Genomic DNA, 22,595 nt, shown 5'->3' on the forward strand with positions numbered 1-22,595 from the left:
GCATGACGACATTATTCGACCCGATCACCATTGGCGATCTCACGCTGCAAAACCGCATCATCATGGCACCGCTGACGCGCGCCCGGGCCATTGGCGGCGGCCGCGTGCCGAACGCGCTCATGGCCGAGTATTACGTGCAGCGCGCCTCGGCCGGCCTGATCCTGAGCGAGGCGACCTCGGTCAGCGCGCAGGGCGTGGGCTATGCCGACACGCCGGGCATCTGGTCCGACGAGCAGGTCGAAGGCTGGAAGCTGGTGACCGACGCCGTGCACAAGGCCGGCGGCAAGATCATGCTGCAACTGTGGCACGTGGGCCGCATTTCCGACCCTGAGCTGCTCGACGGCGACGCGCCGGTGGCGCCGAGCGCCATCGCGGCCAAGGGCCATGTCAGCCTGCTGCGCCCCTTGCGCGACTACCCGGTGCCGCGCGCGCTCGAGCTGGAAGAAATCCCGGGCATCGTGGCCGCTTACCGCAAAGGCGCCGAGAATGCCAAACTGGCCGGTTTCGACGGCGTGGAAGTGCACGGGGCCAACGGCTATCTGCTCGACCAGTTCCTGCAAGACAGCACCAACCAGCGCACCGACATCTACGGCGGCTCAATCGAAAACCGCGCCCGCCTGATGCTCGAAGTGACCGACGCCTGCATCGAGGTCTGGGGCGCGGGTAAAGTGGGCATGCACCTGGCGCCACGGCGCGACGCGCACGACATGGGCGACTCCGATCCGAAGGCGACCTTCGGCTACGTGGCGCGCGAGCTGGGTAAACGCGGCATCGCGTTCATCTGCGCGCGCGAAGGCCTGGGCGAGGACCGTCTCGGCCCTTACCTGAAGCAGGAATTCGGCGGCGTGTACATCGCCAACGAAAAGCTGACCAAGGACAGCGCCGGACAGCTGGTGGCCGCGGGCGAAGCCGATGCCGTCGCCTTCGGCCAGTGGTTCATTGCCAACCCCGACCTGCCGCGCCGCCTGCAGCTCGACGCGCCGCTGAACCCGGTCCGCTCCGACAAGTTCTACGCCTCGAACGAGGAAGGCTACACCGACTACCCTGCCCTGCAGGCGTAATTACTCGGCCACGGCTTCCACCTGGATGCGCAGGTCGACATCCATCTTGAAGCCGTAATCCTTGCCGGCGGTCAGGCCGAATTCATCGCGCTTGAAGCTGCCGTAGGCATCGGCACCGCACATCTCGCGTTTGAGCATGGGGTGCTGGATGCATTTGAAGCTCTTGATCTGCAGATTGACCGGCCTGGTCACGCCGTGCAAGGTCAATTCGCCCTGCAGCTGGGACGGCGCGCCATCCTTGAAGCCGGTCAGCTTGCCTTTGTAGCGCGCCGCGCCGAACTTCGCCACATCGAACAGATCCGGGCCGGCTGCCCATTTATTCAGTGCCTCCTGGCCGAAGTCGATGCTGGCCGGGTCGATGCTGATATCGACCAGGCCGTAGCCGGCCGCCTTGTCCAGGGTGACCTTGCCCGAGTTGCTGTTGAATTTCCCGCGCCAGACGGACACGCCCATGTGGTCGGCCTCGAAGCTGGGGAACGTGTGGTCCGGATCGATCTTGTAAGTGACCGGCGCTGCCAGCGCGGCGCCGGTGACGCCGGCCAGCAGGAAAAAGAGAAGGTGTTTTTTCATGGTGAGTAACGGTTGATGCACGTTGCGGGAGATCCCGGAAACTTTCCTAACCGAAGTCTGACCGCGGTTAGGAAACGTTAGCTAAGCCTGCGCTGCGTTGACAAGCGTCGCCAGGTATTTTTCGTATTCGTCGTACATGCCGCCGAAGCCCTGCTGCATGGAGGCATGGCCGGACTTGAAGGTCTCGATTTCGATGGCGCTGGCGTTGACCGGCGTCGAGTGCAAACTGAGCGTGGTTTTGCCGTCGGCCTCGGTCAAGGTCGTGGTGTTGAGCACTTCCAGCGGCCACGTCGGACTCATCGCGTAATGGATGCGCTGGCCCTGCGCATCGGCAAAGCCGTTGACGAACATGAGGCGCTCGGGCGGCGTGATCTCGCGGTAATCGAATTTTCCGTACATTTCCACGCCCGGTGCGAAGCGCATGCAGTAATGGAATACGCCGCCCGGCTGCGGCTCGTGGCGGATCACCTCGATCGTGCAACCCTGCGGCCCCCACCATTTCTGCAGGTGTTCGGTGTCGATCATGGTCTTGAACACGAGTTCGCGCGGCGCGTTGAAGACGCGCGTCAGTACGAAATCGCCGCTGGAATCAGGGTTGGTCATCGTGGTGCTCCTTTGTTTGCAGGTTGGTGAGATAGTCGTCGAGCCGGTCGAGGCTGCCCTCCCAGAACTGGCGGTAATGCGCCATCCAGTCGGCTGCCTCGCGCAGCGGTTGCGCCTCGAGTTTGCAGGGTCGCCATTGTGCCTGCCGTCCGCGGGTGATCAAACCGGCACGCTCGAGTACCTTGAGGTGCTTGGTCACGGCCGGCAAACTCATCTGGAACGGAGCGGCCAGCGCGGTCACCGAGGCTTCCCCATCCGCCAGCCGGGCCAGGATGGCGCGCCGGGTCGGATCGGCCAGGGCCGCGAACGTAGTGCTGAGATGGTCTTGCCCCATACTAAACCCGGTGGTTAATTAACCTGATGGTAAATTATCAGCTATTGAGGCGACCGTCAAGCCCCGCCCGTGAGGGCCGTCGTCGGCAGGCGGAGCGCCGTCGAAATTTTTTACTCCGGTAACTTTGACATTCCTGAAATCGTTGCTATAATCCTGTCTTTCGCGGCTGTAGCTCAGTTGGATAGAGTACTTGGCTACGAACCAAGGGGTCGTGGGTTCAATTCCTGCCAGCCGCACCATTATTCGTAAGATTGAAGGCCTGAAGAGAAATCTTCAGGCCTTTTTTCTTTTCACACAACATTTTGTTGTAGTGTCACATTCTCTTACACTTTAGCCTCCAAGCGGATTCCGGCGTTTTACAAGAAGAAGCGCCCTCTTCCAAGGAATTAAACGCGTGTTAGTGTAGGTATTTACCTACAGATAATACGTTGGCTTGGTAATCTTTGTAAATATGCATTAGAATCGGACGCGCTCCCCTATGAAAATGTAAAAATGGACTTATAGGGGAGCAATTAATTTGCCGGTGCAAGAATGCAGCGGCGTTGCGCGCACGTCGCGTCGTATCGCCGATTTTGAACGCGCCTTTGCTAGCATTAAGCTCCCCGATTCTTGATAACCAGGCCGTCTTGCACGGCTGATTTTTTCTTACGAGGTAACACCTATGAAACATATGAAATCCCTGATTGCTGCGGCTGTTCTGGCAACCGCATCACTCGGTTCGACGGCGGCCTTCGCTGCTGACATTTCCAACAACCCGCAAGCTCTGGCTGTGCTGGACAACACTGCCAACTTCGGCAGCTCGTTCCTGCTGAACAACCAGAACAACACCTTTGCCGACAAGTTCCGTTTCTCGATCACCCGCGTCGAGCACGACTTCGACGCCATCGTGTCGTCGATCACCCGTAACGCTTCGACCGGCCTGGATATCACCGGCCTGAGCCTGTTCAGCAACAACGGCACCCTGATCACCACCGGCACCATGGAAAGCACTGGTCCTGTGGATATCTGGAGCCTGCGCGCGGACAGCCTGGGCCTGGGTAACTACTACCTGCAGGTCAGCGGCAAGATGGTTTCGGGCACCGGCGGCAGCTTCGGCGGCACCGTGATGCTGGCACCAGTACCAGAACCAGAAACCTACGGCATGATGCTGGCAGGCCTGGGCGTGGTCGGTTTCCTGGCCCGTCGTCGTAAAGCAGCCAAGCAAGCCTAAGTTTTTGCTTGCGGCATAAAAAAACGGAAGCCTCGGCTTCCGTTTTTTTTCGGCCGAACAAGGGGCCCTACCCGCGCACTTTCTTGATCACGCTGCGGTTGCTCAGAATTTCCTCGATCTGCTCGAAGCGCACCGGCTTGACCATGTGATGGTCGAACCCGGCCTCGAAGGCCAGCTGGCGATCCTTTTCCTGGCCCCAGCCGGTCACCGCGATCAGCAAGGTCATCTGCCCGCACGACAGGCGCCGGATACCGCGCGCCAGGTCATAGCCCGACATTTGCGGCAGGCCGATATCGAGAAACGCATAATCGGGGCAAAAGCGCGCCGCCGCCGTCAGCGCATCCGGCCCGTTGTGGGTGATCACCACGCTGTGCCCCATGGCCGAGAGCAAGGCGCCGATGCTGTTGACGAAGTCGACGTTGTCGTCGGCCAGCAGGATCCGGTAGGTTTCCGAGGTCATGAAGGCGGCCGGGCTGGTCTTGGTCGGCATTTCCGGCTCGACCACGATCGGCAGGCGCACCACGAATTCGCTGCCGCGGTTGATGCCGGCGCTGTGCGCTTCGATGCTGCCGCCATGCAGTTCGACCAGGCGGCGTGCCAGCGACAGGCCCACGCCCAGCCCCGCGTTGGTGCGCTCCAGGGTCGAGTCGACCTGCACGAACATTTCGAACACGTGATTGAGCATGTCGGGCGCGATGCCGATGCCGTTGTCGGCCACCTGGATCACCAGGTCGCGCTCTTCCACCCGCGCCGTCAGGCTGACCCGGCCGCCGCGGTTGGTGTACTTGGCCGCATTATTGAGCAGGTTCGACAAAATCTGCGCCAGCCGCGTGGCGTCGCCATGCAGGAACACCGGCCGGTCGGGCAGGTCGATGGCCAGCTCGTGGCCGTGCAGCTCGATGTAGGAACGCACCACTTCGAGCGCATCGTTGACCACCGCCTTGAGTTCGACCCGCCCCATCTTGATGGCGAACTTGCCGGTATTGATGCGCGACACGTCCAGCAAATCGTCGACCAGCCGGACCATCTGGCGCAGCTGGCGTTCCATGATATCGGTGGCGCGCTGGGTGGCCTGGGCGTCGCCGCTGCGGATGCGCAAGATGTCGAGTCCGGTGCGGATCGGCGCCAGCGGATTGCGCAGTTCGTGCGCCAGGGTCGCCAGGAACTCATCCTTGCGGCGGTCGGCCACCAGCAGCGCGTCCTCGGCCCGGTGGCGCACCTGCATTTCGTGCTCCAGGGTCAGGTTGGCTTCCTGCAGGGCGTGCGAGCGGCGTCCGATTTCGGCCAGCATGTCGTTAAAGGCCGCCACCAGCACCCCGATTTCACCCGGGTTATTGCCCGGCACGCGCAGGCTGAAGTCGCGCCGCTGCATCACTTCGCGCGCCACGTTGGTCACCGCCAGCAGCGGACGCGTGATGCCCTGCTGCAGGCGCGACGCCACCAGGGCCGCGATCACCAGCGAAATGAGCAGCACGATGCCGAGGATCGCCGCGTAATTGAGCATGCGCTCGACCAGGCCGAAACGCGCGCGCAGGTACACCGTGCCCAGCACTTCGCCATTGTCGACAATGTTGTGGTACACCACCAGCTCGCCACGGTCGATGGTGTAGCCGGGCCGGCCCGGCTTGACCGGATACGCCGGCTCCAGCGAGCCCTGGGTGTAGGAGGCAAAACGCACGCCGCTGCCGGTGTAGACCGCACCCGACAGGATCTGCGGGCGCACCCTGAGCACGGCCAGGTTTTGCTGCGCGCTCCTGGCATCGTTGAACGAGAGCGCCGGCGCGCTGACGCTGGCGATGATGTCGGCCTGGGTCATCAGGTCGTCGACCCAGTATTGCTGGAACGTCCGCAGGTCGTACAGCAGCATGGCGATCGAGGCCGAGAGCAGCGCCACGAACGTGGTCGAGACCGCCATGAGGATGAGTTTGCTACGGACGGAGCCGCTATCGTGTTGCATCACGGTGCTCCCTTGTGAACGTGATTGGCCACTGTCAGCAGGCGCGAACTGAGCTTGACGCTGTTCCGGTCGGCCGCTTCGAGCGAGACGTCGAAGCGCACGCGCTCTTCGACGATCCTGAAATTGATAACACTGCCTTGCTGCAGCCCCTGCTGCGATTCGGTCACCACCAGGGTCGGCGCGGCGCCGATCGCGCGCAGCGCATTGCGCAGGCGCACAGGATCGTCGCCGCCGACGAACAGCAGATGCACCCCGGCCGGCGCATCCTGCTCGCGCAAGGTGCGCACCGCTACCGGCCGCCCCTGCACCACGCGACCGGCCACGATGCGGGCCAGGTCGGCCGCCAGGTCGTCGGCCCCGGTCACGCCGATCACCAGCGGCGCGGCGCCATCGGCGAAAGCCGCGGCCGGAAACTCCGCGTAGCCCAGGAACTTGTACAGGAAAGCGGCCTTGATGCTGCGTTCGAGTGACGCGGCGCCGCCCGCCGGCAGGGCCGCCTGTGCTCCGGACAGGCCCGGCACGGCAAGCACGGCAAGCAGGAAGCCGGCGGCCATGCCGCGCAACAGTGCGCGGCGCGGCGGAGGAGGTGCGCGGCCGGGCATGAGAGGTGCCGCGCTCAAAACCGTGCGCTCAGCTGGAGCGACACGGCGCGCTCGATCGGGCGGCGCGTGGCGGGTGGCCCGAATTCGGCGTGCGAGCGATGCAGCAGGTTGTGGCCGGCCAGCGCCACCTCCACGTTCCGATGCGGCTGCCAGGCCATTCTCAGGTCGAGCTCGTAATAGGCCGGCACCAGCGGCTGCGGCAGCTGGCCGACCCGGCGCAGGGCCAGCTCGGCCTGCCACTGATCGGACAGCTCGTGCGACGATCGCAGCGACCAGTAGCTGGCCGGATCGTTGGTGCCGATGCCGGTCGCGGCAGAGACGTCGCGGCTGCCCGGCACGAGGCCGGCGTCGATATCCTGCAGCACCATGCCGGCCACCAGGCGCCAGCGCGGCGCGGCCTGCCAGCGGCTCCAGAACTCCAGCCCGCGCGTGTTCGCTTCGCCCATGTTGGCGAATTGGGCGCCCGGTACAGGGACGCCCGGTGCAGGGACGCCCGGCATAGGGGCGCCCGGCGTAGGGGCGCCCGGCGTAGGGGCGCCCGGCGTAGGGGCGCCCGGCGTAGGGGCGCGCGGCTCCAGGGTGCGCAAGCGGTCGTAATCGCTGACGAACACGGTCAGCGAATACGAGACGCTGGGCAGCGGCTGGGCGCGAAAACCGGCTTCCACCACGCGCACCGTTTCGGCGACAAAGTCCGGGCCGCCCTCGATGCTGTAGCCGCCGCGCGCGCTGCGCAGGTACAGGTCGCGGTCGAAGCGGGCCGGCGCGCGCACGCTGCGCGAGGCGGCCGCCCACAGCACGCTGGTCGGACTGGCGTTCCAGACCATGCGCATGCTGGGCAGCTTTTCCATGCCGGTGTAGGTGTTGTGTTCCAGTTTGACTCCGATACTCATCCGCAAAGTACTGCTCAGTTGTATCTTATCTTGCGCGAACACATTCGCCCAGCGCAGATTCTTGTCCGCTGGAAAAAAAGCCAGCAAGTTGCCGCCGCTGACCCGGTCCCAGGCGTGGCGGTAGCCGCCGCCCCAGACCAGGCTGTGCGACGCCCCCACACGCATGCCGTGCTGCATGTCGAGGTCGACCATGTCGAGCCGCTGCGACCCGGTGCCGGACTGGACCCGTTCGGTATGGTCGAGCGAGGCCTGGATGCGCCAGTCGCTGCCGTCGGTCAGGATGCCGCTGGCCCGTCCCAGCAGGTTGGCGCCGGTCGCGCGCGTTTCGCCGCCGCCGCGCCGGTGCAAGCTGCTGCGGTACGCATCGGCGCTGACGCTGGCGGCGCCCAGGCCGCTTTTCCAGTCGCTGCGAAAGCCGGCCTGGCGCCGCTCCAGGCCGCCGCCCGGCGCGTCCGCGAAGTCGTCGATATCGGCGGCCTTGGCGTACACGCGATACAGGCCGCCGCCGTCGAGCTTGCCGCCCTGGCGCGCGGTCACGCCGCGCTCGCGCCGGCCGGCATCGAGCGACAGCAGCGCGCCCTGGCTGTTGGCGGCGTTGCGGGTGATGATGTTGATAACGCCATTGACCGCGTTGGCGCCCCAGATGGTCGCGCCCGGCCCGCTGATGACTTCGATACGTTCGATGTCTTCCATCACCACGTCCTGGGTGTCCCAGAACACGCCCGAAAACAGCGGCGAATACACGCTGCGCCCGTCGATCATCACCAGCAGCTTGTTTTCGATGGTGGAGGCAAAGCCGCGCGCGGCGATCGCGTAGGTGCCGCCATCGCTGCGCGCCACCTGCAGATTGGGCGCCAGGCGCAGCGCTTCGGGCAGGCTGCGCGCGCCGGCGCGGGCGATGTCGGCGCCGGCGATCACGTACAGCGACACCGGCGCATCGGCCAGGCGGGCCGGTTGGCGCGACACCGAGCTGACCACGATATCGGAAAGCTGTTCCAGCGAAAAATCGAGCAGGGACGTCTGATCCACATTTGCACGCGCGCCGGCGCCATGCAACAGGCCCGCGCATGCGATGAATTGGATCAGAAATAGCTGTTTACGCATGCTTGCTATCGTAGAACATTTTCTGTCATGAACAAAGCAGCGCACGTTAACAGCTATTTGCAACCGTTGGTTTATTGTTGGTGGTTGCAGTTTGCCTACAACAAGTTGCGCCAGCGCGACGCAAAGCGCATGCTAGACGCCGAATTCGGCCGCGGCCTTGGCGGCCCACAAGGCTTCCTGATAGCTCGGGTAGGGAATGTCGTAACTGTCGATCCCCCCATCCTCGCCGATGAAACTGGTCCACCAGCCGTCGGCCGCCGCCGCGATGGCGATATCGCCCGGCTTGCAGTGTTCGCCGATGGCTTCATCCTGTTCGAGCACGACGATATTGACCTTCCTGTGCTTGACAATACTTGCCATGAATCACTCCTTGTTTATTATGAGCTATAAATAGAATAGATAACTGACATCACAAACATCAATTAGATTTATTTTCTGCGGTGCAGCATACTGCATCTGTCTCCTCTATTCTCCTCCAAGAAAATAGATTCAGCCCGCTCTCCGAGCGGGCTTTTTTTTGCCTGGAGGCTCGAACCGATCAACCATTCCTGCCCTTCTCAACAGCGCCCAAGGACCACCACAGCCAGCCACCAGGCCCGCGCGATTGGTCGATTGGTGACGCCGGGCGCGACGTGATCGACGCGCTCTCGCCAAGGTAGCCCTGCAAAAAGGCCGATGCTCGCCTGTTTGGTGTACGATTCGCTCATGTTTTCGTTTCCACAACTTCGCATCGTCAATTTTTCATGAAACAGGCTTCTCATGCACGAAACTGGTAACGCCGCCGGAGTGGCCAGCGCCGACTGGAGCACCACCGACCTGGGCGATCCGCTCGCCTGGCCCGGTACCCTGCGCCTGTGCGTCGACATCGTCCTCAACACCCCGCTGCCGATGCTGCTGCTGTGGGGTCCGCGCCGCATCGTGGTATTCAATAACGCCTACGCCGACCTGGCCGGTCCGCGCCACCCGCGCGCTCCGGGCGGCCGGGTTCCCGCGGTCTGGCCCGCCCCGCTCGCGGCCAGCGCGGCGGCGCTCGAACGCGCGCTCGGCGGCGACGTGGTCCGGCTCGAGCGCCAGCGCCTGAGCTTTTTGCGCAACAGCGCCATGGAAAGCGCCGACTACGACCTGTTCTACACCCCCGTGCGCGATGGCGCCGCGGTCGGCGGCGTGCTGTGCGCGGTGGCGCCGAGCGCGCCCCCGGCCAGCGTGGCGCCACCGGCCGACGGCTTGCGCATCCTGGTGGTCGAAGACAATCTGGACTCGCAATACCTGGTGGTCGAGATGCTGCGCGCCTTCGGCCACGAAGCCGAAGGCGTGGGCGACGCCGAAAACGCGCTGGCGATGATGGCGCAGAACAGCTACAACGTGCTGTTCTCCGACGTCAGCCTGCCCGGCATGTCCGGGGTCGACATGGCGCGCGAAGCGCTGCGCCTGCAAGGCGGCCTGAACGTCATCTTCGCGTCCGGTTACGGCGATGCCCTGCTGCGCCACGTGGAGTTCGCCCACCAGTCGCTGCAAAAACCCTATGAACTTGAACAGCTGCAAGCGGCACTCGCCACAGTTTCCAAGCAGCTCGGTAGCGGAGTATGATCGGTTCAAGTGTGTGGTTCGATGCGGCGCCGGTCGGCTAGAATCGTCGTCGCGCCGCCCGCCGCAGTAGTGCGCAGGAGACGTCGCGGGGCTGTCCCCGCCCATTCCTTCACGATTGCCCAAATCCAGATGATGATTCCCACCGAGCCAATCGGCAGCATTCCGCGCCCGCCCGCCCTGATCGATGCGGTCGAAAATGGCAATCTGAGCGAGAGCGAGCTCGACGCGCTGTACGAGGACGCCGTGCGCGATACCGTCGCCCGCATGGAAGCGACCGGCTCGACCGTCATCAGCGATGGCGAGCAGCGCAAGTACCATAACTTCCTGACCTACTGCGTGCACGGCTCGCACAATACCGCGCCGGACGGTTTCCAGATTCCGTTCGCGGACGGCCACATGCGCCGCATGCCGCGCCTGATGCGCGCTCCGTTCCACTACGAACGCTACGCCGACAGCTACCTGGCCGTGGCGCAGCGCTATGCCACGGTGGCGGTCAAGCAGGCCGTCATTTCGCCCTCGGCCCTGTCGCTCATGTACCCGCCCGAAGGCTTGCCCGGCTACTCGCGCGACCAGTTCATCGACGACCTGCTGGGCGAGCACGAAACTGAACTCCGGCGCTGCCTGGCGCTGGGCGCGTACAAGGTGCAGGTCGACTTCACCGAAGGCCGGCTGGCCGTCAAGCTCGACCCCAGCGGCGAGCTGCTGTCGAGCTTCATCGACCTGAACAATCTGGCCCTGAACCGCTTTTCCAGCGCCGAACGCGCGCTGATCGGCGTGCATACCTGCCCCGGCGCCGACCGCGATTCGACCCACAGCCTCGATGTCGACTATGCCGAGCTTCTGCCCAGCCTGTTTGAACTGCAGGTCGGCAATTTCTATATCGCCCTCGCGAGCGAACCGGACCCGGCCCGCGTACTGAAGATCATCGCCAAGCATCTCAAGCCCGCACAGCGCGTGTTCGTCGGCGTGATCGACCCCATCGATCCGCTCATCGAAACGCCGGAACTGGTGCGCGACCGGATCTTGCATGCGGCCCAGTTCATCGCCCCAGCCCAGCTCGGCAGCACCGACGACTGCGGCTTTTCGCCGTTCTGCGACGACCGCTCGACCAGCCGCGACACCGCCTTTGCCAAGATCGCCGCGCGCGTGGCCGGCACCGCGCTGGCCAGCGCCATTCTGCGGGAGCGTGCGTGAGCGAAGAACACGACGAAACAGAACTGATGCGCGCGGTGGCCCTGCGCAACGCCAACAGCGTGCTGGCGGCGCGCCAGCGCGCCCAGCAGGAGCTGATGGAAACCAAGGATGCCTTGCGCCACGCCAACACGCGCATGGAAAACATGCTTGAAAGCCTGACCGATGGCTTTTGCGCCGTCGACCGCGGCTGGCGCATCACCTACATCAACGCGCGCGCGCTGCAACTGCTGTCGGCGCGCGGCAAAACCCGCGAAGCCTTGCTCGGCCGCGTCATTTGGGATGAATTTCCCGAACTGCGCACCAGTGCCATGGAAGAACAGTTCCGGGGCGCCATGGATTCGCAGCAAACGACCAGTTTCGAATTCTTTTATCCCAGCCTGGGCAGCTGGTTCGACCTGCGCGCCTACCCGTCCGACGGCGGCCTGACCGTCTACTTCCAGGACATCAGCAAGCGCAAGGCCGATGAACAAGCCCTGCTCGACGGCAGCAGCCGCCTCCAGGTGGCGCTTTCGGCCGGGCGCCTGGGCGACTGGCGCTGGGACGCCGGCGCCGACCGCGTGACCCTGGGGGCGCGCGCGGCCGAAATTTTCGGCCTGCCGGCGGAGACCCCGCTGCCCTGGGGCAGCCTGCGCGAGCGCCTGCACGACGGCGACAAGGACATGGCGCGCACCGAATTCCTGCAGGCGTTCGCCCAGCACACCGACCTGAACATCGAGTGCCGGGTCGACCGGCCCGATGGCGACCAGTGCTGGATCGGCGTGGTCGGCCGCGCCGATTACGACCGCGACGGCGCCGTGCTCGGCATGACCGGCGTGGTGCAGGACATCAGCACCCGCAAAAGCGCCGAAGACACCCTGCGCGAGAGCGAGGAAGTGCTGCGCGCGCTGGCCAATTCGATTCCCCAGCTGGCCTGGATGGCCCAGGCCGACGGCGCCATCGTCTGGTTCAACAAGCGCTGGTACGAGTACACCGGCACCACGCCCGACCAGATGGTCGGCTGGGGCTGGCAATCGACGCACGACCCGGACGTCTTGCCGCAAATGCTGGTGCGCTGGCATGAATCGATCCGCACCGGCAACCCGTTCGAAATGGAATTTCCGATCCGCGGCGCCGACGGCCAATACCGCTGGTTCCTCACCCGCGTGAACGCCGTGCGCGACCGGCTCGGCCACGTGGTGCGATGGTTCGGCACCAATACCGACGTCGACCAGGTCAAGCGCGTGCAGCAAGCCCTGCGCGACGAATCGAACGTGCTCGAACTGCTCAACAGCACCGGCAGCGCCCTCGCTTCCCAGCGCGACCTGCGCTCGCTGCTGCAAACCGTGACCGACGCCGCCACCGGCATCAGCGGCGCCCGCTTCGGCGCCTTCTTTTACCATGGCAAGGACGGCGACGGCGACCTGTTCACCCTGCACACCGTGGCCGGGGTCGCCCCGCCCGAGTTCGAGACCGATGGCGAGCTGCGCACCAGTGCGCTGTTCGGGCCGAATTTGCGCAGCGTCAGCGTGCTGCGCTCGGACGACATCGGCGCCGACCCGCGCTACGCGCCGCTGCACGCGCACGGCGCCGCGCCCGATGACCAGATCGGCGTGCGCAGCTACCTGGCGGTGCCGGTCATCGCGCGCTCGGGCGAAGTGCTGGGCAGCCTGTTCTTCAGCCACCCGGAAACGGGCATCTTCAGCGAACGCACCGAGCGCATCGTGGGCGGCATAGCGGCCCAGGCCGCCGTGGCGATCGACAACACGCGCCTGTACGAAGCGGCCCAGCACGCGGCCGAAGAGCGCAAGGTGCTGCTGGAAAGCGAACGCTCGGCGCGCGCCGAAGCCGAACGTACCAGCCAGATGAAGGATGAATTCCTGGCCACCTTGTCGCACGAATTGCGCACGCCGCTCTCGGCCATCCTGGGCTGGGCCCAGGTGCTGCGCCGCGGCAGCCGCGACCAGGCCGACCTGCAGCGCGGCCTGCAAACCATCGAGCGCAATGCGCGCGCCCAGGCCCAGCTGATCGAAGACTTGCTCGACATGAGCCGCATCACGTCCGGCAAGGTGCTGCTCGACATGCAGACCGTCGCGCCGGCCGGCTTCATCGACGCCGCCATCGAGACGGTGCGTCCGGCCGCCGACGCCAAGAACATCCGCATCGAGAAATTCTACGCTCCGGGCGTGGGCATGATCGCCGGCGACCCGGCCCGCTTGCAGCAGGTGATCTGGAACCTGCTGTCGAACGCCATCAAGTTCACCGCGCGCGACGGCATGGTCTGCATTGCCCTGCGCAACGTCGACGGCCATGTCGAGATCGCCGTCAACGATACCGGGGTCGGCATCAAGCCCGAATTCATGGCCCACGTGTTCGAACGCTTCCGCCAGGGTGACGCCTCCACCACGCGCAAGCACGGCGGACTGGGGCTGGGACTGTCGATCGTCAAGCACCTGATCGAGCAGCACGGCGGCACGGTGCGCGCCGACAGCCCTGGCGAAGGCCATGGCGCCACGTTCACGATCGAGCTGCCGGCGGCCAACCGCCAGAGCCAGGCTTCGCGCGCCGGCCGCCCCCCTTCCCTGCAGATGGCACCGCTGACCCCCGAGATCCTGCTGCGCGACCTGTCGCACCTGAACGTGCTGGTGGTGGACGACGAACCGGACGCGCGCGACCTGATCCGGCGTATATTGTCCGATTGCAACGCCACCGTGCGTACGGCGGCCAGCGCGGCCGATGCCCTGGCCGAGTTCAGGACTGCGCCGCCGGACGTGCTGGTGAGCGACCTGGGCATGCCGGACGTGGACGGTTTCGAGCTGCTGGCGCAGGTGCGCGCGCTCGGCCATGCGGGCGGCGGCGACGTGCCGGCGGTGGCGCTGACAGCCTTTGCGCGCTCCGAAGACCGCCTGCGCGCGCTGGAAGCGGGATTCATGGCGCATATCGCCAAACCGGTCGAGCCTAGCGAGCTGATCGCTACCGTGGCATCGATGGGGGAGAGCCGGCCGCGCTGACATACAATGGGATTCCTACCGCCGCACGCGGCGCTGTCCTACAAGAAATGTTCGATACACTGTTACACTAGCAACACATTAAAATCGCGCGTGCGCTCTTTGCCGCACGCCCCTCCGCCTTGACCGAGACAACGCATGCCAAGCCGAGAAGACATACTGAACGCAAAAATCCTCGTCGTCGATGATTCGTCAGACAATATCGAACTGATGGAAGAGATATTGCGCGAAGAAGGCTACAACTGCGTCAGCTCGACCATGCTCCCGGAACAAGTCTGCCCGCTGCACCGCCAGCACTGCTACGACCTGATCCTGCTCGACCTGCAAATGCCCGGCATGAACGGCTTCCAGGTCATGAAGGGCCTGAAGGAAATTGAACAGGGTGGCTATCTGCCGGTGCTGGCGCTCACGGCCCAGCCGAGTTTCAAGATCGCCGCGCTCGAAGCCGGCGCGCGCGACTTCATCAGCAAACCGTTCGACCTGCTCGAAGTACACAAGCGCATCCATAACATGCTGGAAGTGCGCCTGCTGTACAAGGAGCTGGCGCAGTACAGCCGCGCCCAGCAAGAGCTGGCGCTGCACGATCCGCTGACCGGGCTGCCGAACCGGCGCCTGCTGGAAGACCGCATCGAAACCACGTTGCAGCACGCCAACCGGAATCACCACAAGGCCGCGATCATGTATCTCGACCTCGATGGCTTCAAGGCGATCAACGATACCTATGGCCATTCCTACGGCGACGAGGTGCTCAAGATTGTGGCGCAGCGCCTGGTGGCGTCCTCGCGCAAGGAAGATACCGTGGCGCGCCTGGGTGGCGACGAATTCATGGTGGTGCTGGGAGAAGTGTCGGGCCTGGCCGATGCGCACGGGCCGGCGGCCAAGCTGGTCGAGGCCGTGTCCGAACCGTTTTTCATCAACGACCTGACCTTGCGCCTGTCGACCAGTATCGGCATCAGCATCTATCTGGACGATGCCGAGACGGTGGAAGCGCTGATCAGCATTGCCGATTACGCGCTGTACGAGGCCAAGCGCGGCGGCAAAAACCGCTTCTGCGCAACCTCGGCCACACCGGCCGCACCGCTGGCGCAGGATGCGCTGGTCGTGGCGCCGCGGCGTTAACCGCGCTTACTTCTCTCCAGTAAACGAAAAACCGTCGTTCCCGCGCCAGCGGGAACGACGGTTATGCCTATACGGGTATGCCCCTGTTTACTTGGCGCCCTTGCCCGCCTGCTTGGTACTGGCCTCGATCGACTTCGCATGCTGGTGATCGGTGCTGGCGTTGACCATATCAGGTGGCACTTCAATGCGCGTGATGCCCGCATCGACCGAGATCGGATCGCTGGCCGGGAACGTCATCTCGACTGCATCGTCGAGCAAGGTTTCCTTGGCCGTCTGTTCATCGGTATCGCACTCTTCGTCGGCCAGCACGTTGATCGCGCTGGCCCACTTGACGAACTTGAGGTTCGCCAGATCGCCGATGGTGGTGATATTAAAGGCTTCGTGCAGTGCCTTGGCGTCCTTGGTGCTCAGGCCACGCATGGCCGAAAGCGGCGCGTTGCGCAGGTCACGGAAGCATTTGCCGGTAAATTCGGCGTCGACGATGGTGTTGATATTCATGGCTTACCCTTTCAATGTGCCACGCCACGATGGTGGCGATGAACCGTGTCGTATGGCCGTGCCGTACGGCCTTGCCATTCGGCAGCGGTTGTCCTGATGTCACTATCGCATACGCCCCCCCACAAGTATGTGCGTTAGCGTACCTTGTATTCTGAATGCCACCTATCCACTTGCTTTTTGACATTGGATTACCCGATTGATATGATGAACGCCGCCCCCTCAAGACAGCCGCGTTCGCTATTACCAGGGGCAAATTTCCGGTTCTGCTATCCTGTCGGCAGTAATGCTCCAGACGTGCTTCAACCACCACCGCAGCGCAGGAATGACGTGACAACAATAGAAAAACCGAAGATTCTCGTCGTTAACGATGACCCGGCCAGCCTGCTTGCATTGACCAGTCTGCTGGACCAGTGGGCCGACGAATCGGGCTATTCCGTCCTGTCGGCCCGCTCGGGCCAGGAAGCCTTGCGCCAGGTCCTCCTGCATGACTTCGCCGTGATCCTTCTCGACGTCAACATGCCCGGCATGGATGGCTTTGAAACGGCCGAAGCCATCCATCAGCGCGCGCGCTCGGCCGACATTCCGATCATCTTCGTCACCGCCTTCCTGGCCGACGAAATCGACCGCCTGAAAGCCTACCAGCGCGGCGCCGCCGATTTCCTGTTCACGCCGGTCATCCCGCAGATCCTGCACGCCAAGGTCCAGGTGTTCGTGGCGCTGGCCACCAAGAACGAGGAACTCAAGCGCCAGACGCACAAGCTGAGCCAGCGCACCACCGAGCTGACCGCCACCAACAAGCGCCTCACCCGCGAGATGGAAGAGCGCCAGGCGGCCGAAGCGAAAAGCCATGCCAAGGATGAATTCCTGGCCATGCTCGGGCACGAACTGCGCAACCCGCTGAGCGCCATCAGCAGCGCCGCCTCGCTGATCGGCCTGCCGGGCGCGCCCGCCGACACCGTCGGCCGCGCCAAGCAGATCATCCAGCGCCAGAGCCAGCACCTCTCGCGCATCGTCGACGACCTGCTCGACCTGTCGCGTGCCATGTCCGGCAAGATCTTGCTCGACAAGCAAACCCTGGACGTCTCCGCCCTCGTCTCCGCCTGCCTGGAAACGTTCAAGGCCACCGGCCGCACCGGTAATTACCTGGTCAATGTCGACATGAAACCAGGCTGGGTCGACGGCGACCCGACCCGCCTCGAACAGATCGCCACCAACCTGATCGACAACGCCCTCAAGTACACCCCGCCCGGCGGTACCATCGACATTGCGGTGACCGACAGTGGCAACGAGATCGTGCTCGAAGTGCGCGATACGGGCGTGGGCATTTCGGCCGAACTGCTGCCCCATGTGTTCGACGTCTTCGTACAGGGCAGCATCACGCTCGACCGCGCGCAAGGCGGCCTGGGCATCGGCCTGGCCCTGGTGCGGCGCCTGGTCGAGCTGCACGGCGGCAAGGTTTCAGCCCACAGCGAGGGCGCCAGCGCCGGCTCCACCTTCGTCATCCGCCTGCCGCGCGCGGCTCCCGTGGCGCCAAGCGCTAGTCCGGCCCCGGCCGCCTTGCCGCTTGACAGCAAGCCCGCCATCCTGCTGATCGAAGACAACGACGACGGCCGCGAAATGATGGCCACCATGCTCGGCGCCTACGGCTACCAGGTGCGCCATGCGGCCGACGGCGTGCAGGGCGTGCAAATGGCGCGCAGCTTCCTGCCCGACGTCGCGCTGGTCGACATCGGCCTGCCCGGCATCGATGGCTATGAAGTGGCACGCCGCCTGCGCCAGGGCAGCGACACCCGCCACATCAAGCTGATCGCGCTGACCGGCTACGGCCTGGCCGACGACCAGCGGCGCGTGCTCGAAGCGGGCTTCGACAAGCACCTCGTCAAGCCGGTCGACATCGCCCACCTGCTCGACGCCATCGGCCAGTGCGCGGCCACTGCGGCCGATTAAATTCCGGCCAGGCGCGCGGCGGCAGCCCTACATGGTTGCCGCCACCTCATCCTCGCGCAGCGCCATTTCCTCGGCCAGGGCCGTCAGGTCCAGCTTGTTTTTCTTCGCCTTCGGAAACATTTCCTTCTCCTCTTCCTGGACGTGGTGCGCGATCTGTTCCGACAACACCTTCACCTTGGCGTCGTACAGCTCATCCTCCGGGTCCATTTCCTGCAGCTGCGCGATCAGGTCCTTCGCACTGGCATGCTCGACGACGGCCTCGTCGACCAGTTCCTCATTGTCGCCGCTGGCCTCGCGCACGGCCGGATAGAAAATCTCTTCCTCGATCGTGGCGTGCAGGGTCAGCGCGGTGCAAACCTGGTCGGCAATCTTTTTCTTGCGGTCATTGTCGTCCTCGCCCAGTGCCTCGTACTGCCTGAACAATTCTTCCACCTCGCGATGATCCTCGGTCAGCATCGCGATGGCATCCTTCTTTGTCGTGTTCATGGAAAACTCCCTCATCTGATGAAAAAAGTGGCAGACAACCGAAGCGCCAGATTGTCTAAAAAGCCGGGCCCCGTATGTGCGGCACTTCACCGTGCGGGCCCGCGCGACGCCGCGACAAGCGCGCGCAAGCTGTTGTATGATTTGGGAAACATTCTTAGAGCCCAGCATGACCCTACCGCCCTCCCCCCAGACCGACACCGGACCGGACCGCCAGCCTGACCAGCGCAGTGCCGACCTGACCGAACTGCTCGGCCACCTGACGACTTGCTGGGACGACGAACGACGCCTGCTGGCGCGCAAGCTGCACGACAGCCTGGGCTCATCGATGACGGCCCTGACCATGCACCTGGCCCTGCTGACCCAGCAACTGCCCAAGGAAAAAGCGCTGCAGGACCGCAGCGCCCAGATGAAGCAGCTCCTGATGACCATCATCAACACCAACCGCGACATGCAGTTGTCGCTGTGGAACGATAAGCTGGAGTTTCTTGGAATTAAATCGGCCATCGCCGAGCTGGTCAGCGATTTCGGCAAGGAGCACCACGTGGTGGCGCGCTGCAGCCTGCCCGACGACGATGAAACCTATGCGCGCGAGCATGGCGTGGCCCTGCTGCGCGCCTTGGAAGAAGGCTTGCGCAATATTGCCGCGCATGCTGGCGCGACCGAAATCGATGTCATTCTTGACGATGGCGGCGACGAGATCATGCTCACGGTGCGCGACAATGGCGTGGGACTGGGCGGTCGCTCGGGCGAGTCGTCCGGCTGCCACGGACTGCGCCTGCTGCGCGAGCGGGCCGCCTATTTGGGCGGAGCGCTATCGGTGATGCCGGCCCAGCAGCGCGGCACGGTCATGACCCTGACCCTGCCCAAGGCGCCAGTCCCGCAGACGGCGGTCAGCGGATGATATCGTTGAGTCGATGATTCGATGATTCGATGATTCGATGAGTCGATGAGTCGATGAGTGTCAATTCTGGCACTGGCAGAATTGATGGGGAACCGATGTTCAAATGCGTCCTTTTTGCGGGGGATGCCCCTGTTACGCCTTGCGCGAGCGGCGACGTTTCGCCGCACCCAGCAAGGCAATGCCGGCGCCCGGCCTCAGCCAGGTTTGCGGTTCCGGAACGGCGGCGAGCCGGCAGACGTGAGGGTGCGGGAAGAAGCACAACACGGCCACGGCGCGCCGACATATCCACGTGAGCGGGTACGACCCTTGGCTTGGGACCTGTCATTTCCCCCACTGGCAGAACTGACTGTCCGCCACTAACAGAAATGATGGGGATTGACGTGTAAACGGGATCTTTGTTGCGGCGTCTGCTCGATTACGCGTTACGGGAGCGGCGGCGTTTGGCCGCGCCGAGCAGCGCAATGCCGGCGCCCAGCATCAGCCAGGTTTGCGGTTCCGGAACAGCGCTGATGGCAAACTTGGTCTCGGGCGTAAAGTTATGCCTGTAGACGGATCCTCCGTTCGGATTCCAATCGGTTTCGTACACGGAATAGAACGAATCGTTAGCGCGGTACGAATGCACCGTCTGTTCCCACCATCCGGTGCCCCATTGCCCGGTTTGAGTCACACTATAGGTGTCGAAATTCAACACGGAACCGGGCGTATACGAAAAGTCGCTCATTCCACAGCGGACCGAGCCTGTGCAGTTCAAGAAGGAGTTACCGTAAATGGTAAAGGAGATCAGTTCAGAGCCGGAAAAAGTTCCGTTGTGATCCCGATCCTCGGCGTAAAAGCGTCCCTTGAGCACGTAGTTCGGATCGAAAGGGCCATACTGTGGCTGAGGACTACTCGCGGTAGAGAAAACCGGCACAAATCCCGAGTAGGACCAGTCGAATCCCTGCACTTGGGCGTGACTCGACAGGGCGCACCCCATCAGTGCCAAACCACACATCATTTTCTTTATCATTTCCATCCCTTTGCGGTTAATTTACAAAATAGAAATCGTAGCAATAAAAGAACAGGCTGTAATGGCTTTTTTTGTAACATTGCAACAATGTGCGCGGTGGATGAGCCACGCCTTTCCCCACCTGTTGGCACAGGACGGTTGCGCGCAGGCGCGCTTCGCGCCGCCTGGCGCCGCCATGATGCCGGTGCCAGGCCCGACTTGTTGTACTACGCCTTGCGCGAGCGGCGCGAGCGGCGTTTGGCCGCGCCGAGCAGCGCAATGCCCGCGCCCATCATGAGCCAGGTTTGCGGTTCCGGAACGGCGCTGATGGCAAACCTGGTCTGGGCGGTGACTTCATAGTCGTGCACGCTCCCGACCGACCAGTCGTTTTCGTAGGAAGTATAGAAGCGCCGGCCTGCCTCGAATCCGCGCGTCGTACGCGACCAGCCTTCACGCCATTTGCCGGACTCGACGGAGTCGTAGGCGGAAAAGGTCAACGCGCCACCCGGCGTGAACGAAAAATTGCTCACCCCACACTGGCGCACACTGGTGCAGTTCGTGAACGATTGGCCGTAAATGGTAAAGGAGGTAACTTCCTCGGAAGAAAACACGCCATTCAGATCGCGGTCTTCGGCGAAGAAACGCCCGTTGAGCACGTGGTTGGGATTGAATTCGCCATACTTGGGTTCAGGATGGTTCTGCGACCCCCCACGACGGTAAAAATCCGGTGTACGCCCAGGCGAAGCCCTGCACCTCGGCATGGCTCGACAGCGCGCATCCCATCAGTGCCAGCCCACACATCAGTTTCTTGATCATTTGCATCCCTCGTTATGATTGATTTGCAAAATTACAAGCGTATCAATAAAGCAAGATGGCTGCAATGGCTTTTCATGTGGCAGTCGCCCATGCCACAGCGCTTCAGGGCGGCGTTAGCTGGGGCGGTGGCGGGGACGGCATCACGCCGACATTGCGCGAGAAGGACGTAGGGCCTGGCGAAGAACCGGGCGCACCGTCCGGCCGCCACGGCCTGCACCTGCTGCGCGAGCGCGCCCGCGATTGGAGCGGGGCGCTGTTGCCCATGCCGGCCAGCCACGTGGCACGGCCATGACGCCGCCCGGCCCGAAACGTGCCCGGCGCCCGGCAGGTCCGTTGACCTGCCCAGGAACGCAACTACCCGGTCACGCCTTGCGCGAGCGGCGCCGCTTTGCCGCGCCGAGCAGCGCAAGGCCCGCACCCATCATCAGCCAGGTTTGCGGCTCCGGAACGGCGCTGATGGCACTGATGGCAAACTTGGTCTCGGGTTTGAACACATAGCTGTACGAACGCGCCCCCGACATCGACCAATCGTTTTCGGTCACGGAATAGAATTCGGATCCGGTGCGGTACGAATTCGTATATCGCGACCACCCGCTGCCCCATTGCCCATATTCAGAGACGTCATAGGCGTCAAAATTCAATACCGAACCGGGGGTATACGAAAACGTGGTCAATCCACAGCGTTCTGGAGCTTTGCAGTCCAGCTTGGATTGCCCGCCGATCGAAAACAACGTCACTTCCGACAGTGAAAAACTGCCGTTCTTGTCGAGATCCTCGGCAAAGAAGCGCCCAGTGAACGTGGTGCTCGGATCAAAGTGGCCATCTTCTCCCCAGGGAGTCATCTCACTGGACCAGTGAGGCGTAAACCCCGAAAACGTCCAGTCGAATCCCTGCACCGCGGCCTGGCTCGACATCGCACACCCCATCAACGCCAGCCCGCACATCAGTTTCTTCACCATTTTCATCCTTCTTTCTAACGTTATTTTACAAAGTTGCAATTATATCAATTAAAGAAAAGGGTGCAATGGTGCTTTTTTAACAGCGACACGCGCTGCCGTCGCGGCTTTAGTGCCGCTTTCCGTGAGGCATGGGCGCAACGACATCGTGCCGCGACCTTGCACGGCAACGGCGGACGCTGCCGGTAATGCTGGCCCGGCAAGACCCCGTCAGACCTTGCGCGAGCGGCGGCGTTTTACCGCACCGAGCAACGCAATGCCGGCACCGAGCATCAGCCAGGTTTGCGGTTCCGGAACGGCACTGATGGCAAACCTGGTCTGCTCGGTGATGTCATGGGAGTACCCGTCCGCGCCCGACCCGCTTTCGCGGTAGGTGTAGAAGCCTCTAGCTGTCCGGAAACCGCGCGTGGTGATGATTCGTACGCCGTTGTCGTGCCGGTAGTCAACGGTGTCGAAGGCCGAAAAGGTCAACGCGCCACCAGGGGTGAACGAAAAATTGTCGACGAAACATGTGCGATCACCCCTGCAGTCCATGAACGATTCACCGTCAATGGTAAAGGAAGTAAGTTCCGCGACCGAAAAAACGCCATTCTTATCGCGGTCGTCGGCGAAGAATCGGCCCTTGAGCACGAGCGTGGGATCGAATTGGCCATACTCGGGCTGAGGATTGGACGACGACGAATACGATGGCAAGAAGCCGGTATACGACCAGTCGAAACCCTGTACCTCGGCCTGGCTCGACAGCGCGCATCCCATCAGCGCAAGTCCACACATCATTTTCTTGATCATTT

Annotated in this window: 24 protein-coding genes and 1 tRNA gene; 10 read left to right on the forward strand and 15 right to left on the reverse strand. The window is 63.3% G+C overall.

From position 1 onward, the window contains the following. The first annotated feature begins 2 nt into the window (after positions 1-2). Positions 3-1,061: an alkene reductase gene (locus tag RBA40_RS19425; RefSeq protein WP_306649408.1), complete on the forward strand. Its 1,059-nt coding sequence runs from the start codon at positions 3-5 to the stop codon at positions 1,059-1,061. On the opposite strand, the gene RBA40_RS19430 is transcribed toward RBA40_RS19425, so the two are convergent. The 3 genes from RBA40_RS19430 to RBA40_RS19440 all read right to left on the reverse strand — a co-directional run bounded on the left by RBA40_RS19430 (position 1,062) and on the right by RBA40_RS19440 (position 2,568). Beyond that, a complete protein-coding gene (locus RBA40_RS19430; RefSeq protein WP_306649409.1) occupies positions 1,062-1,631 on the reverse strand; it encodes a YceI family protein in 570 nt (189 codons plus the stop codon). 81 nt (positions 1,632-1,712) lie between these two features. After that, on the reverse strand, positions 1,713-2,234 hold the full coding sequence (locus RBA40_RS19435) for an SRPBCC family protein (protein ID WP_306649410.1): 522 nt from the start codon (positions 2,232-2,234) through the stop codon (positions 1,713-1,715). Continuing rightward, the gene (locus RBA40_RS19440; protein WP_306649411.1) at positions 2,221-2,568 is read right to left on the reverse strand and encodes an ArsR/SmtB family transcription factor; all 348 of its coding nucleotides are present in this window, start codon (positions 2,566-2,568) and stop codon (positions 2,221-2,223) included. The genes RBA40_RS19435 and RBA40_RS19440 overlap by 14 nt, the downstream gene beginning before the upstream one ends. A gap of 162 nt (positions 2,569-2,730) precedes the next feature. Between RBA40_RS19440 and RBA40_RS19445 the strand changes: the two genes are divergently transcribed. Further along, a tRNA-Arg gene (locus RBA40_RS19445) sits at positions 2,731-2,807 on the forward strand. A gap of 431 nt (positions 2,808-3,238) precedes the next feature. Beyond that, positions 3,239-3,778 carry an FxDxF family PEP-CTERM protein gene (locus RBA40_RS19450; RefSeq protein ID WP_306649412.1) on the forward strand — a complete coding sequence of 180 codons (540 nt, stop codon included), beginning with the start codon at positions 3,239-3,241 and terminating at the stop codon, positions 3,776-3,778. Between the two features lie 67 nt (positions 3,779-3,845). Here the strand turns inward: RBA40_RS19450 and RBA40_RS19455 are convergent, their stop codons facing one another. The 5 genes from RBA40_RS19455 to RBA40_RS19475 all read right to left on the reverse strand — a co-directional run bounded on the left by RBA40_RS19455 (position 3,846) and on the right by RBA40_RS19475 (position 9,038). Beyond that, on the reverse strand, positions 3,846-5,735 hold the full coding sequence (locus tag RBA40_RS19455) for a sensor histidine kinase, YfiR-like protein-associated (RefSeq protein WP_306649440.1): 1,890 nt from the start codon (positions 5,733-5,735) through the stop codon (positions 3,846-3,848). Next, positions 5,735-6,337 carry a TOL_0243 family YfiR-like periplasmic protein gene (locus RBA40_RS19460; RefSeq protein ID WP_306649413.1) on the reverse strand — a complete coding sequence of 201 codons (603 nt, stop codon included), beginning with the start codon at positions 6,335-6,337 and terminating at the stop codon, positions 5,735-5,737. The genes RBA40_RS19455 and RBA40_RS19460 overlap by 1 nt, the downstream gene beginning before the upstream one ends. 14 nt (positions 6,338-6,351) lie before the next feature. Next, on the reverse strand, positions 6,352-8,331 hold the full coding sequence (locus RBA40_RS19465) for a TOL_0244 family TonB-dependent receptor (protein ID WP_306649414.1): 1,980 nt from the start codon (positions 8,329-8,331) through the stop codon (positions 6,352-6,354). A 132-nt stretch (positions 8,332-8,463) separates the two neighbouring features. After that, positions 8,464-8,691, reverse strand: coding sequence for a hypothetical protein (locus RBA40_RS19470; protein ID WP_306649415.1), 228 nt, complete (start codon positions 8,689-8,691; stop codon positions 8,464-8,466). Positions 8,692-8,888: 197 nt separating this feature from the next. Beyond that, complete coding sequence (locus RBA40_RS19475; RefSeq protein ID WP_306649416.1) at positions 8,889-9,038, reverse strand: hypothetical protein; 150 nt, start codon at positions 9,036-9,038, stop codon at positions 8,889-8,891. 52 nt (positions 9,039-9,090) lie between these two features. On the opposite strand from RBA40_RS19475, the gene RBA40_RS19480 reads away from it, so the two are divergent. From RBA40_RS19480 to RBA40_RS19495, 4 genes are all read left to right on the forward strand, one after another. Further along, on the forward strand, positions 9,091-9,918 hold the full coding sequence (locus RBA40_RS19480) for a response regulator (protein ID WP_306649417.1): 828 nt from the start codon (positions 9,091-9,093) through the stop codon (positions 9,916-9,918). A 129-nt stretch (positions 9,919-10,047) separates the two neighbouring features. Then, entirely contained in the window at positions 10,048-11,112 is a 1,065-nt protein-coding gene (locus RBA40_RS19485; RefSeq protein WP_306649418.1) for a uroporphyrinogen decarboxylase/cobalamine-independent methonine synthase family protein, read from the forward strand. Beyond that, entirely contained in the window at positions 11,109-14,099 is a 2,991-nt protein-coding gene (locus RBA40_RS19490; RefSeq protein ID WP_306649419.1) for a hybrid sensor histidine kinase/response regulator, read from the forward strand. The genes RBA40_RS19485 and RBA40_RS19490 overlap by 4 nt, the downstream gene beginning before the upstream one ends. A 135-nt stretch (positions 14,100-14,234) precedes the next feature. After that, positions 14,235-15,215, forward strand: a complete 981-nt coding sequence (locus RBA40_RS19495) for a GGDEF domain-containing response regulator (protein ID WP_306649420.1) — start codon at positions 14,235-14,237, stop codon at positions 15,213-15,215. A gap of 87 nt (positions 15,216-15,302) precedes the next feature. Here the strand turns inward: RBA40_RS19495 and RBA40_RS19500 are convergent, their stop codons facing one another. Then, positions 15,303-15,713, reverse strand: a complete 411-nt coding sequence (locus RBA40_RS19500; RefSeq protein ID WP_099879986.1) for a hypothetical protein — start codon at positions 15,711-15,713, stop codon at positions 15,303-15,305. Positions 15,714-16,040: 327 nt separating this feature from the next. Here RBA40_RS19500 and RBA40_RS19505 point away from each other — a divergent pair, with 327 nt between their 5' ends. Further along, positions 16,041-17,660 carry a response regulator gene (locus tag RBA40_RS19505; protein ID WP_306649421.1) on the forward strand — a complete coding sequence of 540 codons (1,620 nt, stop codon included), beginning with the start codon at positions 16,041-16,043 and terminating at the stop codon, positions 17,658-17,660. A gap of 27 nt (positions 17,661-17,687) precedes the next feature. Here RBA40_RS19505 and RBA40_RS19510 read toward each other — a convergent pair whose 3' ends face one another. Beyond that, positions 17,688-18,146, reverse strand: coding sequence for a hemerythrin domain-containing protein (locus tag RBA40_RS19510; RefSeq protein WP_306649422.1), 459 nt, complete (start codon positions 18,144-18,146; stop codon positions 17,688-17,690). 166 nt (positions 18,147-18,312) lie between these two features. On the opposite strand from RBA40_RS19510, the gene RBA40_RS19515 reads away from it, so the two are divergent. After that, on the forward strand, positions 18,313-19,047 hold the full coding sequence (locus RBA40_RS19515) for a sensor histidine kinase (protein WP_306649423.1): 735 nt from the start codon (positions 18,313-18,315) through the stop codon (positions 19,045-19,047). 415 nt (positions 19,048-19,462) lie between these two features. Here RBA40_RS19515 and RBA40_RS19520 read toward each other — a convergent pair whose 3' ends face one another. The 3 genes from RBA40_RS19520 to RBA40_RS19530 all read right to left on the reverse strand — a co-directional run bounded on the left by RBA40_RS19520 (position 19,463) and on the right by RBA40_RS19530 (position 20,848). Beyond that, the gene (locus tag RBA40_RS19520; protein ID WP_306649424.1) at positions 19,463-20,053 is read right to left on the reverse strand and encodes a PEP-CTERM sorting domain-containing protein; all 591 of its coding nucleotides are present in this window, start codon (positions 20,051-20,053) and stop codon (positions 19,463-19,465) included. 206 nt (positions 20,054-20,259) lie between these two features. Further along, on the reverse strand, positions 20,260-20,688 hold the full coding sequence (locus tag RBA40_RS19525) for a PEP-CTERM sorting domain-containing protein (protein ID WP_306649425.1): 429 nt from the start codon (positions 20,686-20,688) through the stop codon (positions 20,260-20,262). Between the two features lie 31 nt (positions 20,689-20,719). Continuing rightward, on the reverse strand, positions 20,720-20,848 hold the full coding sequence (locus tag RBA40_RS19530) for a hypothetical protein (RefSeq protein ID WP_306649426.1): 129 nt from the start codon (positions 20,846-20,848) through the stop codon (positions 20,720-20,722). A 64-nt stretch (positions 20,849-20,912) separates the two neighbouring features. On the opposite strand from RBA40_RS19530, the gene RBA40_RS19535 reads away from it, so the two are divergent. Then, the gene (locus RBA40_RS19535; protein WP_306649427.1) at positions 20,913-21,140 is read left to right on the forward strand and encodes a hypothetical protein; all 228 of its coding nucleotides are present in this window, start codon (positions 20,913-20,915) and stop codon (positions 21,138-21,140) included. 70 nt (positions 21,141-21,210) lie between these two features. Here the strand turns inward: RBA40_RS19535 and RBA40_RS19540 are convergent, their stop codons facing one another. After that, positions 21,211-21,807: a PEP-CTERM sorting domain-containing protein gene (locus RBA40_RS19540; RefSeq protein ID WP_306649428.1), complete on the reverse strand. Its 597-nt coding sequence runs from the start codon at positions 21,805-21,807 to the stop codon at positions 21,211-21,213. Between the two features lie 207 nt (positions 21,808-22,014). Beyond that, a complete protein-coding gene (locus tag RBA40_RS19545; protein ID WP_306649429.1) occupies positions 22,015-22,593 on the reverse strand; it encodes a PEP-CTERM sorting domain-containing protein in 579 nt (192 codons plus the stop codon). Between the last annotated feature and the right edge of the window lie 2 nt (positions 22,594-22,595).

Origin of the sequence: Massilia pseudoviolaceinigra (genome assembly GCF_030846505.1) — a bacterium.
Taxonomy (GTDB): Bacteria; Pseudomonadota; Gammaproteobacteria; order Burkholderiales; family Burkholderiaceae_D; genus Telluria_A; species Telluria_A violaceinigra.

Excerpts from the sequence above, each read along its gene's own strand:
- RBA40_RS19425 (WP_306649408.1), top strand. The coding sequence starts at position 3 with ATGACGACATTATTCGACCCGATCACCATTGGCGATCTCACGCTGCAA.
- RBA40_RS19430 (WP_306649409.1), bottom strand. The coding sequence starts at position 1,631 with ATGAAAAAACACCTTCTCTTTTTCCTGCTGGCCGGCGTCACCGGCGCC.
- RBA40_RS19435 (WP_306649410.1), bottom strand. The coding sequence starts at position 2,234 with ATGACCAACCCTGATTCCAGCGGCGATTTCGTACTGACGCGCGTCTTC.
- RBA40_RS19440 (WP_306649411.1), bottom strand. The coding sequence starts at position 2,568 with ATGGGGCAAGACCATCTCAGCACTACGTTCGCGGCCCTGGCCGATCCG.
- RBA40_RS19450 (WP_306649412.1), top strand. The coding sequence starts at position 3,239 with ATGAAATCCCTGATTGCTGCGGCTGTTCTGGCAACCGCATCACTCGGT.
- RBA40_RS19455 (WP_306649440.1), bottom strand. The coding sequence starts at position 5,735 with ATGCAACACGATAGCGGCTCCGTCCGTAGCAAACTCATCCTCATGGCG.
- RBA40_RS19460 (WP_306649413.1), bottom strand. The coding sequence starts at position 6,337 with ATGCCCGGCCGCGCACCTCCTCCGCCGCGCCGCGCACTGTTGCGCGGC.
- RBA40_RS19465 (WP_306649414.1), bottom strand. The coding sequence starts at position 8,331 with ATGCGTAAACAGCTATTTCTGATCCAATTCATCGCATGCGCGGGCCTG.
- RBA40_RS19470 (WP_306649415.1), bottom strand. The coding sequence starts at position 8,691 with ATGGCAAGTATTGTCAAGCACAGGAAGGTCAATATCGTCGTGCTCGAA.
- RBA40_RS19475 (WP_306649416.1), bottom strand. The coding sequence starts at position 9,038 with ATGAGCGAATCGTACACCAAACAGGCGAGCATCGGCCTTTTTGCAGGG.
- RBA40_RS19480 (WP_306649417.1), top strand. The coding sequence starts at position 9,091 with ATGCACGAAACTGGTAACGCCGCCGGAGTGGCCAGCGCCGACTGGAGC.
- RBA40_RS19485 (WP_306649418.1), top strand. The coding sequence starts at position 10,048 with ATGATGATTCCCACCGAGCCAATCGGCAGCATTCCGCGCCCGCCCGCC.
- RBA40_RS19495 (WP_306649420.1), top strand. The coding sequence starts at position 14,235 with ATGCCAAGCCGAGAAGACATACTGAACGCAAAAATCCTCGTCGTCGAT.
- RBA40_RS19500 (WP_099879986.1), bottom strand. The coding sequence starts at position 15,713 with ATGAATATCAACACCATCGTCGACGCCGAATTTACCGGCAAATGCTTC.
- RBA40_RS19510 (WP_306649422.1), bottom strand. The coding sequence starts at position 18,146 with ATGAACACGACAAAGAAGGATGCCATCGCGATGCTGACCGAGGATCAT.
- RBA40_RS19515 (WP_306649423.1), top strand. The coding sequence starts at position 18,313 with ATGACCCTACCGCCCTCCCCCCAGACCGACACCGGACCGGACCGCCAG.
- RBA40_RS19520 (WP_306649424.1), bottom strand. The coding sequence starts at position 20,053 with ATGATAAAGAAAATGATGTGTGGTTTGGCACTGATGGGGTGCGCCCTG.
- RBA40_RS19530 (WP_306649426.1), bottom strand. The coding sequence starts at position 20,848 with ATGATCAAGAAACTGATGTGTGGGCTGGCACTGATGGGATGCGCGCTG.
- RBA40_RS19535 (WP_306649427.1), top strand. The coding sequence starts at position 20,913 with ATGGCTTTTCATGTGGCAGTCGCCCATGCCACAGCGCTTCAGGGCGGC.
- RBA40_RS19540 (WP_306649428.1), bottom strand. The coding sequence starts at position 21,807 with ATGGTGAAGAAACTGATGTGCGGGCTGGCGTTGATGGGGTGTGCGATG.
- RBA40_RS19545 (WP_306649429.1), bottom strand. The coding sequence starts at position 22,593 with ATGATCAAGAAAATGATGTGTGGACTTGCGCTGATGGGATGCGCGCTG.